Below are 13,982 nucleotides of genomic sequence, written 5' to 3'. Positions count from 1 at the left end.
TTTGTATATTGTTTCGTTATTTACCATAGTTTCTTAACACATCCTCGTAAAGAGCACGGATCCTCAAGCCGACTTTTTCCCACGTAATTCCGTCAACCTCTCTCTTCCCTTCTTCCTGAAGATATTGGAAAAGAGACGGATTGGTACAAATGGAATAGATAGCGTCTGCCATCGCATGAATGTCCCAGTAATCGGTCTTGATCACCTTATCGAGAATTTCACCACAACCCGATTGCTTTGAAATGATGGAAGGCGTTCCACATTGCATAGCTTCCAACGGAGCGATACCGAAAGGCTCCGAGACAGAAGGCATGACAAATACATCACTATTCTTATATACCTCATATACTTGCTTACCTTTCATAAAGCCCGGGAAGTGGAAACGATCGGCAATACCCCGCTCTGCCACCAAATTAATCATGGCATTCAACATATCGCCCGAACCTGCCATCACAAAACGGATGTTACGGGTGCGTTTCAATACAAGTGCGGCAGCTTCCACAAAGTACTCCGGCCCCTTCTGCATGGTGATACGTCCGAGGAAAGTAACCACTTTCTCTTTAGAATGATCGGGACGCGGAATATCCAAAAGTTCCTGTGACAATGGATAAACGGCATTGTGCATGGCAAATACCTTTCTCGGGTCTTGATGATACTCGTTAATAACCGTGCGGCGAGTCAATTCGGACACACACATAATACAATCGGCATGATCCATACCATTCTTCTCTATCGAATAAACAGTAGGATTGACTTTACCGCGGGAACGGTCGAAATCTGTTGCATGCACATGGATACAAAGCGGTTTGCCGCTTACCATCTTGGCATGTACACCGGCAGGATAAGTCAGCCAGTCATGTGCATGAATAATATCAAATTCCTGCTGGCGGGCAACTACTCCGGCTATTATGGAGAAGTTGTTGATTTCTTCATGCAAGTTTCCGGGGTAACCACCGGCAAACTCCATACATCCCAAATCATTGACATGCATATAAGAAAAATCGGCATAGATATGATCACGGAAAGAGTAATACTCTTCTGGCGACATCTCCAGCAAACGGGATTTCAAGTAGTCATAATTGACATCACGCCACACGATAGGCACTTGATTCATACCGATGATTTTCAAGAACTTTTCTTCTTCTCCACAAGGCTTGGGCATACAGAAAATTGTTTCCATATCACCTTGCAAACTCAATCCTTTAGTTATTCCGTAAGAAGCAACTGCAAGACCACCATATATTTTTGGGGGGAATTCCCAACCAAACATTAAAACTTTCATCTTCGTTCCTCCTTTCTTTAATAATATTTAGACAGCAGCTTCAAAACACGCAGGATTTCTGCCGTATTCATCGCAAATGACACAGCGCCACGTCCCCTGAAAGGTGGATTCCCGTCAAACAGTTCGGCTATGGAACCAATACAATGGCTCGTCATCTCATCATCATAACCAATCAACTGGCGTTCGACAAATGACAGTCCACTCATCTTATAAATCCGAAGATAAGCTTCCAGATAGAATCCCATCAGCCAAGGCCATGCCGTTCCCTGATGATATGCATAGTCACGCTGTACCTGCGGGCCTACATAATTCGGATTATATCCCCCGCTCTTCGGACTCAAAGAACGGATTCCTTTAGGAGTCAGCAATTCTTTAGTCACAATATCAAGCACTTGTTTCTTTTGCGCCCGGTCTAACGGAGAGTAATCAAATGCTGCGGCAAATATCATATTGGGGCGTACACTCCAATCCATCATATTACCATCCACATAGTCGAGCAGATATCCGTATTCGTTACGGAATACATCGACAAATGACTTTCCTGTCACTTCTGCCTGCGCATCAAGCGCGTCTGCCAGATATACATCACCACCTTCACGTACCAAATCGGCCACAAAACGCAGTGCATTATACCACAAAGCATTAAATTCAACAATATATCCTGTACGCGGAATCACCGGATGTCCATTCACTGTAGAGTTCATCCATGTAATTGCTTTCTCAGTACCATTTGCATAAAGCAATCCGTTTTCATGCAAAAAAAGATTATCATGTTTCCGTTGACGGATAAATTCCATGATATCTTTCAGGAGTTCTCCGTATTTCTGACGGCATTGCTCGCGGGAAGTCTCCTTGGCATATTGCTGCAAAGCCCAGACTGCCCAAAGCAACACATCAGGATGCTCCATTTCATAAATCTTGTACCCGACAGGCTCTTCGTTAATGAAGTTACGGATTGCCTTTTCCGCCGTTTTCATCACGTCTTCAAACTCATCGACCTCATCAAGAGCGAGTGTCAGTCCCGGCAAAGCGATAAACATATCGCGTGCACGACATTTGAACCAGGGATAACCGGCAAGAATATAATGCTCACCTTCCTGTTTGTTATGGAATTGATGGGCAGAGTTCTTCAGACAGTGGTAGAAACTGTCACGCGGCGTACGGTCAGCCACTTCCGCTTCAAAGGTCTGCTTCAGCCTGCGGGGAGTTGTTTCTGAAATTCCGGCAGAGAATACAATACTCTCCCCTTTCTTTATATCCACCTCGAAATATCCCGGAACGTACAGGTCCTCATTGAAGTCGTACCCGCGTTCCTGTTCCTTCGGGTATTCAATGCCACGATACCAGTCGGGCTGAAAGTGGAACTCACACTTTTTGTTCAACTGCATATAAAGTTCCGGATAGCCGGGATACATGCAAGTCTTTATACCATTTTCCACAAGTTGATACTCACGGCTTGCCTGTGCATTCTCGTGGGTATACTCGCGTACGCTTCTGAAAGCGAGGAACGGACGGAAGCGCAAAGTCGTTGCCGAATGCGCGTCAAGTAAAGTATAACGAATCAGGATTCTGTTTTCATGATGTACAAAGATTTTTTCTTTGCGGAGAACCACACCTCCAACACGGTAAGTTGTCGCCGGGATATGCTCACAATCAAACTCACGGATATACTTGTGCCCATTCGGACTAAAGTTGTTTCCTTGATATTTATGCAATCCCAGGTTAAACTCTGCACCGTGTTGAATTACCGTTTCATCAAGAGAAGATAGCAGCACATGATTTTCATCGTCGAGATTGGGAACCGGAATTACCAACAGTCCGTGATATTTGCGTGTGTTACAATCAACAATCGTTGTACAATGATAAGCTCCTGCCTTGTTCGTCCGGAGAATTTCTCTCTGAAGAGATTCTTCCAGATTCGTCATGAGGGTCTTGTCAAATCGTAAATAACTCATAGTTGTGCATTATTTAAAGGTTAATTATTGGTCATTATATCGCACCTGTATTTATCGCCACATTGTATACCGAATAGCTGTAGCACCATACATAACAGGTATAACGCCCAAATGTACAAATTATAGATAAAAACAAAAATAAAAAGGCTTTTTATTTTCAGTTTTTGTGCAAATATTCGTAGTATTGCGTAAAATATCTAAAGAAAAGAATGTCATGAAGCAAGATATTCAGCGTATCATGGTGGCTGCCGCAAAGCCCTTGTTCCTAATTTTTATCTTATATATACTCAAGTTCCTGGAAGTCGGGATGGGCTGGAACTTCTCTCACGCGGGGGTATACCCTATGGAGAAGCGAGGTTTAACCGGCATTTTAACTCATCCGTTGATACACAGCGGATTCAGTCATTTACTGGCAAATACACTTCCTTTATTCTTTCTTTCCTGGTGTCTTTTTTACTTTTACCGGGGAATAGCTGGTAAGATTTTTATTCTGATATGGCTTGGCAGCGGCATGCTTACTTTCCTTATCGGAAAACCGGGATGGCACATCGGTGCCAGCGGACTTGTCTACGGACTTGCCTTTTTTCTCTTTTTCAGTGGTATTCTCCGTAAATATGTCCCGCTTATTGCCATTTCCCTACTTGTCACCTTTTTATATGGTGGAATTATATGGCATATGTTTCCCTACTTCTCGCCTGCGAATATGTCATGGGAAGGGCATCTAAGCGGCGGAATCATGGGTACGCTCTGTGCTTTTACTTTCATAAACCACGGGCCGCAACGACCGGAACCTTTTGCGGATGAACAGGAAGAAGACGAGAAAGAAGAAGAATCTGAAATCTTGAAAGAAGAAAAGGAAATTATACAAGAAGAACAAACCATATCTTAAAATAAATCCGGTATCAATGGAATCCTGTTCCACTCATACCGGAATAATCGACTGCAAAATATAGTTTTCTATCTATAAATACATAAATTCAGACTAATTCTTTGTGGACAATATCTCTTTTATGGCATTCTCCAACTTATAATCATGCAAATTACGGACCGCAATCTTACCTTTCCGATCAATAACAAGGATAAAAGGAATCGCACTTATAGCATAATCTTTGGTTATCGTACCCTTCCAGCCTTTTAAATCGGAGATTTGCGGCCAAGGGATCTGATGTTTTTTCACAGCAGCTTCCCATGCACTTTTCTTGGTATCCAAAGAAACACTCACAATATCCAATCCCTCCTCATGATAAGTTTGGTACAGAGATTTCAGGAAAGGAAGTTCCTGTACACATGGCACACACCAGGATGCCCAAAAATCAACCAAAGTCACACGACCCGGGTGAATATAATCCGAAAGGTTCACATCCTTCCCCTCTATATCCATGCAGGCAAAGTCGCGATAAGGATAGCCGACCTCTGTTATTTTCACAGATTCCTTCCAATGTGCAGCAGCCTCTTTTTCCTTTTCTTTCTTCAATTCCGATTTGTGGCGATAACCCTCATCTACCGATGCTAATAGTTTCGCATATATCTCCGCCGGGTAATAATTCTCCGGATAATAAAAGAAAAAGAAAGCTCCCACTTCAGTCCCGATATAATCAGAAACAAAACAGATATGAGCCGGTTGCAACTCTTTATACAACGCACCGATACGTTGATTATAGGTATCCATTTCCTCTATACTCAAAGTACGTAGTTTACCCAAAGAATCTCTTTCGGCCACAATGTTATTATTCCTTTTCTTGATTTCCCGAGTCTTGGCCAATATCCGGTTATCATATTGCTGATTCAGGACTCCCCCTTTCAATTGTGTCCCCAAAGGAGTATAGTCCAGTTTCACATTCCCTTCCTCCACGATACAATAACAATCCGGCAAACCATACATAAAATGATCATCCTTGAGTGGAAGTGCCAATGTTGCCACAAATGGTTCACCGGTAACGTGATATTCAAAGCTAAAATGACCATCACGTATCAACGCACTATCCACTTTCAGGTCATCCTCTCTCGAAACGACATCTGTATGAGTGAGATAAATATACAACCCGTCATACTCATTCGTATGCACATCCGCCTCCAATTTAAAAATTGAAGACTGTCCGCATGAGGACAGACAAGCACATACCATAAGAATATTCATTACTATACATTTCATATCAATTATTCTCTTTTAAAATCATCCGATAATCTTCTGAAGTATTCATTATTTCACACGCTTTTTGCACAAACGGGTCCGCAAAGTTCAATATGCGATAGTAATATTCATTTTCATTGAACAATTCGCGCGCAACCAAGGCTTTCACTTGTACCTGCAAAAAGTTTTTAGACCTTTCATATTCTTCTTCAGAAAAAACAATATTCGCTTCTTCCGCTACCCGACATATTTCCTGCAACAGTGCACCGCCATCAAAGTTTTTCCGAAAAGCTTCGAATGTTTTATACTTTTTCAGCAACTCCGACCGGCAACCTACAACATAGTCGCGTGTTACCTGCTTTTGTACACCACTATACACCAACATATTATACCATCTCGTAAAATGTACTGTATCGGCAGATACAAAAATATCCGGCACAATTCCTCCCTCACTCTTCAAAACACGATGAGTACGCAAAGACTCATAGGCCTTGCCGGATTGAGCAGACAACTGCCCACTCCCATAAGGCTTTTGAATAGACCGTCCGCTTGGTGTGAAATAACGCGCCACCGTCAACCTAAGTGCCGAGCCATCTTCAAAAGGAAAGGTGTCCTGAATCATTCCTTTTCCAAAAGTAGAACTTCCTACCAGCACACCGCGGTCCCAATCTTGCAACGCACCCGCCAAAATCTCCGCTGCCGACTTTGTCTGCCCGTTTACCAATACCACCAGACGACCTTGTTCAAACAGTCCTTTGACAGATGCCTGAAACGTCATCCTTTCCATATGGATGCCATCCGCATAAACTATCGGTTTGTTACCGTCTAATAATTCGTCTGCTATCGCTACTGCCTCATCAAAAAGACCACCTTCGTTCTTCCGGATATCCAGAATCAGATTTTTCATTCCCCGCCGAAGTAAGTTCTGAAGCTGTTTACGAAAATCTTCCGCTACATTCTTCGAAAAGACTGAGATTGAAAGATAGCCAGTTGCACTGTCTATCATATAAGCAGACTTCACACCGGAAGATGGTATATAAGTACGAACTATCTTCCGTTCAAAAGGCGGCTTTTTTCCACGCTTGATTTGCAAATTGACCACACTCCCCTCTTCACCATTCAATAAACGGAAAATCTGTCCGTCCTGCAATTGTTCCACTGCTTTCCCATCTACTGACAGGATTTCATCTCCGGCACGGATACCTTGCCCCCAAGCACTTCCCTTCTTTTCCACAAAAGACACATAAAAATGCCCGTCTTTCCAGGCCCCTTCCATTCCGACTCCCGCAAAAGCTGCCATACCACCCAATGCCTGCTCATTACCTTTTAACTCCACAGGAGGCAAATATTCAGAAAAGGGATCCAGTTTTCCCACCATTTCCGCAATGGTATGGTTGATATACGCCTCTTTCGGAATAGAATCTACATAAAGATTGGTAATCGCATACAATGTCTGCATCAGCTTCTCCTCTGGGGTAGACTGTGCCTTCAGGTTACAGCAAACTCCCCCCAACAGTATTCCAAACAATATTGCTCTCATACTTTATTATCCTACTTATTATTATCCCCTTTCATCCATTCCGGCATAGGCGCATCTTTCAGATAGTAATCAAAAAAGCCGATTAACCGCTGCATAAAATCACGGCACTCAACATCTCCGCCCGTCTGATGTCCTACATCCCGATAATTCAGCAACCAGGCAGGACGTCCCAACCGACGCATTGCAAAATAGAGAGCCATGCCTTGATATATGCGTACACTTGTGTCTTTCTCACCATGGAATATCAACAAAGGAGTATGAATCTTATCAGCATGCATAACCGGAGAATTCTCAAGATAAAGTTCCCGGTCTTCCCAAAGTGTTTTGCCCAAACGGCCTTGTGCATCCTCTTCAAAATACATATTAGGCTGACCGGTTCCGCGAAGCATCAGATAATCTGCCACCTGATCCGTAACCGCAGAACAAGGAGAAGCACATTTGAATATATCAGTACGCGTCACCAACCAGGCAGTCTGCGAACCGCCCCAGCTATGACCATTGATTCCGATGCGTTCCTTATCGGCAATTCCATCTTTAACTAGCTGTTCCACACCACTTATCACCGCATTATAACAACTCTCGTAAGGAGCACCGATACGATAGCTGATATCCGGACAGAAAATGATATATCCATTACTTACGAACCATGGAATATCAATCGTCGCGCTACTATACTCCGGTAAACGATAACTATTAAGCCCCTGTGACATCTTCTCATAGAATAGTACGATGACAGGATAACTTTGACCTTCCCGGTAATTCTCCGGCAAAAACAGAATTCCTTCATTTTTCTTGCCTTCCAGATTCGTCCAAGTATAAAGCCGGGTAGTTCCCCAGTTAATATCTTTCACCTGAGGATTGGAGTCCGTCACCCGCTTCGGATTTCGCAGAGTCAGATCAGAAACCCAAAAATCTCTTTCTCCGTAATTTTCCTTTGTCCAAAGTACTACTTTACCATTGTCCGTATTAGCTTTTACAACCAGATTCGATTGAGAATCAACAGCCATGTCACGCAGGTTCTTACCCGCCAGCAGGTACAATCCTTTCGTTTTACTTTTCTCATCAAATCCTTCGAGATACAATTTATCTCTTGAAGAAACCGGATGCTCAGCCTTGCGGAATGTTATCCGCTCTTCTCTACCCTTTCCTTGTGTCAGACAAACAGGAGCTTTCCCGCCTTTCAAATCCAGACTCCACAAATCATATCGGTCGTATATGACCACAGTGTAATTGTCCGGATTCCAATGTGCCACTCCATAAGGTGCAGCATCAAAAGAATAGTCATGATCTTCTTCATATACCGGATAAGGCATTTTTCCCGTAGTCAAGTCACGGTCACTCCCCGTAGCCATATCAATCAGCCGCCATGCTTTCAGGGCAGGATCGTATAACAAAGCTTTGGTTCCATCGGGACTCCAACTTAAGCCATATTTTCCATGACTTGCCAGCTTCTTCTTCTCGCCATTCATTCCGATATAATAAATATCGTCATTGGGAGACATCGTCCAGTCGGATTCCTTATACCAGGGAGTAGCGTCGAAGGCAATACATCCTTTGACCTCTTCTCCCTGCGGAAAAGCCAAGGAAGACAAACCTTTTGTAGGCAAAGTAAAACACTTCCCGGCAGCAATATCATAGACATACTTGTCATACTGAGACGCATCAAAACCTGAGCGTTTGAAAGACCGGCGAGGAGAAATGTTCTCGTCCCACACCCATAGTTCCAAGTTTACCTGATCTGTTTCCCTTTTCACCTGCGGATAAGCTACCGGTTCCAAATCAATCAACAACTGAGTCTTATTATTTATCAATCGAGACATAGAAGAAACTTTCGTCCCCTCAGGCAGACCTGTTATATCCCGATAGGACAACAGTTTCGAACAAATACGTTTATTCAAATCATATGTATAGATAGAGGTTACATCAAAACGAGTATCATAAGTAGAAGCACATGATAAAGTTCCACGTCCTTTGGCATCCGGATTAGCGATACTTGCAATATAACCGGGAACTTCTCCTATTTGCGTTTTTCTCCCTTTCTCCCACAGATACAAAGTCGATTTCAAACTGTCCGCCACACTATAAAGCAACCTGCCTGCCTCTACCTGCCCGAAGTTATTGATATCCGCAATGTACTGTTCCTCTCCCGTCAGCAAATTTACAAAAGTAAAGTCTGTCTTTCCGGTTGGCTTATATTGTACATAATAAGCCATGTCTGTTCCTGCTATAGGAACTAAAAAGATATTCTTAGCCCATTGTTTCTCTTGCTGCGTAAGCAAATTTAATGTATAAACAGATGGGCGTCCCGAATTATCTCCTTCTTCCTTCTTTTCATATTTCAGCAACTTGCCGTTAGCCATAAACGAAAAGTTAGAAAGCCCGGCTTTACAAGTCGTTTCTCCCGTCTGTACATTATATATATAAGTTGTATCAAGGTCCTGACGGTACAAGGCACGATAGTTGTAAACAACCCATTTCCCGTCTGCCGATAATTGTATCTGATCTACCGAACGCCACAACTTACAGTCGTCCAGTTTCATCGGACGTTTCTGAGAAAATGCTCCCTCTGCACCCAGCAGGAGAAGCAATGTCAAATAAACATATTTCTTCATTTATTTCTTCCGAATTAATTCGACTGCATAACTAATCTCATCAGCCAATTGTGAGGGACTTCCGGAATATCCTTCAGCCGTATAAAGCATCCTACCGTTCTTTAAAATTACTTTACGAGGAATACCGGATGAATTGAATTGACGGGAGAAAATACTGAAAGCCTTGTTATACCCTTTGGTTCCTTCCTTTAAAGTATCGAACAATACTTTAAAATGTGAGTATCCATTATTATTCAAATACTTCTCGACTGCCGGTTTTCCCTTAATTCCGAAATCCATGGTATTTACGAAATAGAAAATAACCTCCGGATCGTTCGCATATGCGTCTACGGCAAGTTTCATTCCCTCAAACGCACGTTTACAAGGCGCGCACCAGTTTGCCCAAAAATCAATCACTACAATCTTATCTTTGAAACTGTCACTGCTCACAACATTCCCGTCCATATCCAGCAATTCGAAAGTAGGGATTTCGACATCTGTCATATGAGATTTCACTTCCTCATATAACGCCTCTTTCAGTGCCGCACCTTTCAATTTATCAAGATAGACTTTGAACTCGGCATCAGATGCAGGTTTCACTTCCTCACGCAGAGCAGTCATCATATCAGTGGTAATCGTATTATATTTCACCGATTTTTTCAAAAGCTCCAATGCTTGTTCTTTCTTTCCGGCAGCTGACAAAATCTCATAACGTGCCTGGTTGACTGTAGCATCCGCATAAGACAATACATCATCCTTATAATAAGAAAACCATGTCAAAGCCTCGTCATTCTTATTCAAATCCTTTAATAATTGCAGATAAATTCCCAAACGTTCGTAAAACTGAATATCAAGTAATTCCTGTGCTTCTTTCGGAGTGTATCTTAATTCTTCCATATTATTAGAAAGGTCATTCCGTTTTTGCACCATTTGTTCCATCAAGGCTTTCGCCACCGGATAGACTGCGTCATTCTTTGCCAACCGCAATTTATAGGCACGGAATATATTCCACCGGAACACTTCACTCAAAGTCACAAAGTTCATTGACGGCAAGGCAGCAATAAGTTTGTCATACTGTTTTCCGTCAAACAGAAAAGAAGCATAGGGGCGGGTCAGATTATAATACATATAAGCTTGTTTACGGGAGAACGGATCTTCTATACATTTGTCATATGGATACATTCTAAAAAATTCTTCAGTCTTACTTATCCGTTCTTCGCCTACCTGCATAGCCTCCACCTGGTGAAACATTTGTGCACGAGCAGAGAACCCGTGAGGATATTGTTTTAACATAATACTCTTTATCGAGTCTGCCTTCGCCTGATCCTGTAACTTGAAACGATAAATATTCTCAAACGTAGAGTAGATGAACTCGGTCATAGCAAACTCTTTATTGATTTTCTGAAAGAAGAAATCAACAGCTTTCCGATTCTTTTCTCCCATACGTAAAGCTACCATATTCATATAAACATTTACGAACTTCGGCAAATTTGCAGCATAATGCTCCATCTCCTTAGTTGTCCACATCTCTACCGCCTCATCCTGAATATCAAACTTTTGGAAGTAACTTCCAATATGGAAACAAGAAGGTTTGCGGAATGTCCCCCATCCCAAATAACCACCGGGTAACATTTTCCCCTGTGCATCTAATGTCGTAAACACATATCCTCCGTTCTCGTCATTATTATCTATCGTACGATTCCATGCTTCACCAGCTAAAAATGACAAAGCGAACAAGGCACAATTATCAGCCAACTGATAATTTCCTTTCCACTGATTCTTTTCACTACGGATTAAAATCACATCGTCCATCCTCCATAAATAATCCTCATAGAGATAGATCGTACAAGATAATGTATCCCGGTTTTCCAATGGTCCTCCTGATGCCTGATAATTAAATGAGATCAAAGAACCTGCCTGTGGCTTTTCAATACCGGACAAACGAGACTGTGCATAAGTGCTTATAAAGTACGCACAGAAAACAAACAATATAAATAATTTCTTCATTTAGTTTTATATCTTATTCTTCTACATTTCAATTATTGTAATTGAGAAATCCTGGCGCCAATCTCATGAAGATCAATACCTAAAGTATTTTTAAAATACTCTATCACTGCTTCATATTTATTACGTATCGGATAACCCTTTATAGGATTCCAAGAAGCATCATACTGGATTCCGCAATCAAATTCTTCGGTCAAAAACTTATTCTCAAATTCTTCCTTACTCATCATAACCAAGTATTTTACGAATAATCCAAAATCATAATAATAATCCATTCCACCATCACGATACTCCAGACAACCTCCGCCATTATATCCCCATTCACCTTCATAATCACCTCCACTATGATCTATATACTCGTCATGGTATGTCTGAAACTTTTCAGGAACTTCCATCTTACCTTTTGAAGTAGCATAACCGGTAATAGCAAAAGCAACCTCGCCAATCAGTTCCTTTTTTTCCGCAACAGAAAGGGAAGACAAGCTACTATTCACTGCACCAAAAGTCAGATGGTTAAGACCATACATCGCTTCTTTAGGAATCTTTTGATAGATTTTATTTCCCTCATCATCATACTGATACGTATCCTTTAAACTATAAATTTCGGAAGCTAACAGGATTCTATATGGCATATATTTTCTCAGAAAATCGTCACTCCAGATAGACAAACAATTCTCTTTCAGGAAGTTCCATCCTTTACCTATAGAGGAGGTTTCGGCTGCTACTGCATGGTAAGGTATATATTCTGTAATATTCCAACGGAAATCAGCCTCGGCAAACCTATACAGTACCTGCACCCCATATGTATTATAGAATTCAACTATTTCACGGTCATATGAAGCATTTCCTTGAGGAAACTCTCCGAAACTCATCGGTTCGGAAGGTGTCAAAGCATCTTCCCCACATGAGCATACTCCAACCAAGAGCAAACAGGATATTAAATATATAAACTTCTTCATATTACTATTCTATTTTATTGTTCCATATTTACTATTTAATTTACCTCGCCTACACGCTCCGGAGCCAATTCATTTTGTTTTAAAGCTGAATTTGTATCCATTGCATCTTGCGGAATAGGTAATACATAACCCAAATCTTTCTCCTTCAATGTATATACGGTACGGTTTCCTGATGCATCATACCATGTATGTTCAATAGAAGGCATACCATAACGACGGAGATCAAACCAGCGATGTGATTCAAAACAAAGTTCACGGCGACGTTCTTCATGACAAAATTCCATCAGAGCTGCAGGCGTGGTTAACGTATAAGCCACAAAATTCGACAAACGTTTACTGCGAAGAGCATCCAGGTCATCGACAGCCTTTTGTCCACAAGAGTTATCTCCTGCCATATATTTAGCTGCATAAGCTTCCGCACGATTTAAATAAAGTTCTGCAGTACGCCATACAAACCCCTGTTCCTGAGTTCCACGTTTAGCCATCCAATATTTATAATACAAAAAACTCATATCACTAAAAAATATATTTCGACGGGCATCCGAAGAATCATATAGTCTCAATAAAGCATTCGAACCGCTGTCAGACACCCTGATCAACGTACCTTCTGTTTTTATATGTCTGGCCATACCTCCAATAAATACAACTTCCGGAAAATTCCTGGAAATAATATTATTAGTGGCATACTGCGGTGAAGCTGCATTACTCAGTTGATATGTAGTCAGATCAACTAATGCCGGAGCACCAGTCAAAGCTGCATCAGCATGTTCTATCACCTTATCCCAATTTTCCATATATAAATAAATTCGTGAAGCTAAAAGATGAGCTGCTACATTATTAATACGGAACAATCCGATCGTGTTACCTGTTTTTCCATCCAGCAAACTACAGGCTTCTTCAATATCCTTACATATTTGAGTATACACTTCTGCAACTGTATTACGTGCAATTCCCTCATCCCTAATTTCCGGTTTAATAACTAGAGGTACTCCCAAAAGACTCTCCGGAGTAGTTCCTGCACAATTATAGGGCATAGCATATAAATTCACCAATAAGAAATAATAATAAGCGCGTAGTGACAATGCCTCACCTCTTGTCTGCGTTTTTTCATCTTCTGTTCCGTCCGCAGTCGTCAGCCCGTCTATAACCAGATTACAAGCCATAATGCATTTATAGAGATTCTGATATGTGTGTAAGAGATTAGTCATATTGTAATCACTCAACAACAAATACATATTAGATTGCCACGTATAGACTGCGCGATGAGCCAGGTTTTCATCTGTGTAATTATAAGATTGTCCCTGGGCTCCTTCTACATCATCAGTCAATATATCTGTAATAGGATCGAAACAAATGGTAGTTGAATATCCCTCTCCATTCAACAATTCTTGAAAAGCAGAAGCTGTTTTCGGTTCAAACTCATCTTGCGAAACTTCTTTCAGAAAATCACTGCAAGAGGAACATATACACATTATGTATATAGAGAATAATATCAATATATATTTACTATTCATAATCTA

Annotated in this window: 9 protein-coding genes; 1 reads left to right on the top strand and 8 read right to left on the bottom strand. The window is 41.5% G+C overall.

The window, feature by feature from the left end; all coding sequences use genetic code 11:
* Positions 1-16: 16 nt before the first annotated feature.
* Complete coding sequence (locus BQ7997_RS19950) at positions 17-1,282, bottom strand: glycosyltransferase family 4 protein (RefSeq protein WP_073347781.1); 1,266 nt, start codon at positions 1,280-1,282, stop codon at positions 17-19.
* Positions 1,283-1,299: 17 nt separating this feature from the next.
* Positions 1,300-3,237 carry a glycogen debranching enzyme N-terminal domain-containing protein gene (locus BQ7997_RS19945; RefSeq protein WP_073347780.1) on the bottom strand — a complete coding sequence of 646 codons (1,938 nt, stop codon included), beginning with the start codon at positions 3,235-3,237 and terminating at the stop codon, positions 1,300-1,302.
* Positions 3,238-3,451: 214 nt separating this feature from the next.
* Between BQ7997_RS19945 and BQ7997_RS19940 the strand changes: the two genes are divergently transcribed.
* Positions 3,452-4,126 (top strand): rhomboid family intramembrane serine protease, encoded by a 675-nt coding sequence (locus BQ7997_RS19940; RefSeq protein ID WP_073348473.1) that lies wholly within the window; start codon positions 3,452-3,454, stop codon positions 4,124-4,126.
* Between the two features lie 93 nt (positions 4,127-4,219).
* Here the strand turns inward: BQ7997_RS19940 and BQ7997_RS19935 are convergent, their stop codons facing one another.
* From BQ7997_RS19935 to BQ7997_RS19910, 6 genes are read right to left on the bottom strand one after another with little or no spacing between them, the layout of a single operon-like run.
* Positions 4,220-5,389, bottom strand: coding sequence for a TlpA disulfide reductase family protein (locus tag BQ7997_RS19935; RefSeq protein ID WP_073347779.1), 1,170 nt, complete (start codon positions 5,387-5,389; stop codon positions 4,220-4,222).
* A 1-nt stretch (position 5,390) separates the two neighbouring features.
* Positions 5,391-6,908 carry a S41 family peptidase gene (locus BQ7997_RS19930; protein ID WP_073347778.1) on the bottom strand — a complete coding sequence of 506 codons (1,518 nt, stop codon included), beginning with the start codon at positions 6,906-6,908 and terminating at the stop codon, positions 5,391-5,393.
* Between the two features lie 11 nt (positions 6,909-6,919).
* Entirely contained in the window at positions 6,920-9,520 is a 2,601-nt protein-coding gene (locus BQ7997_RS19925; RefSeq protein ID WP_073347777.1) for a S9 family peptidase, read from the bottom strand.
* On the bottom strand, positions 9,521-11,506 hold the full coding sequence (locus tag BQ7997_RS19920; protein ID WP_073347776.1) for a TlpA disulfide reductase family protein: 1,986 nt from the start codon (positions 11,504-11,506) through the stop codon (positions 9,521-9,523).
* Positions 11,507-11,538: 32 nt separating this feature from the next.
* On the bottom strand, positions 11,539-12,462 hold the full coding sequence (locus tag BQ7997_RS19915) for a hypothetical protein (protein WP_073347775.1): 924 nt from the start codon (positions 12,460-12,462) through the stop codon (positions 11,539-11,541).
* A gap of 35 nt (positions 12,463-12,497) precedes the next feature.
* Positions 12,498-13,976, bottom strand: coding sequence for a RagB/SusD family nutrient uptake outer membrane protein (locus tag BQ7997_RS19910; RefSeq protein WP_073347774.1), 1,479 nt, complete (start codon positions 13,974-13,976; stop codon positions 12,498-12,500).
* Between the last annotated feature and the right edge of the window lie 6 nt (positions 13,977-13,982).

Origin of the sequence: Bacteroides congonensis (genome assembly GCF_900130125.1) — a bacterium.
GTDB lineage: Bacteria > Bacteroidota > Bacteroidia > Bacteroidales > Bacteroidaceae > Bacteroides > Bacteroides congonensis.
Note: the sequence above shows the minus strand (reverse complement) of the source record. Positions and strands in the feature narration are given on the sequence as shown.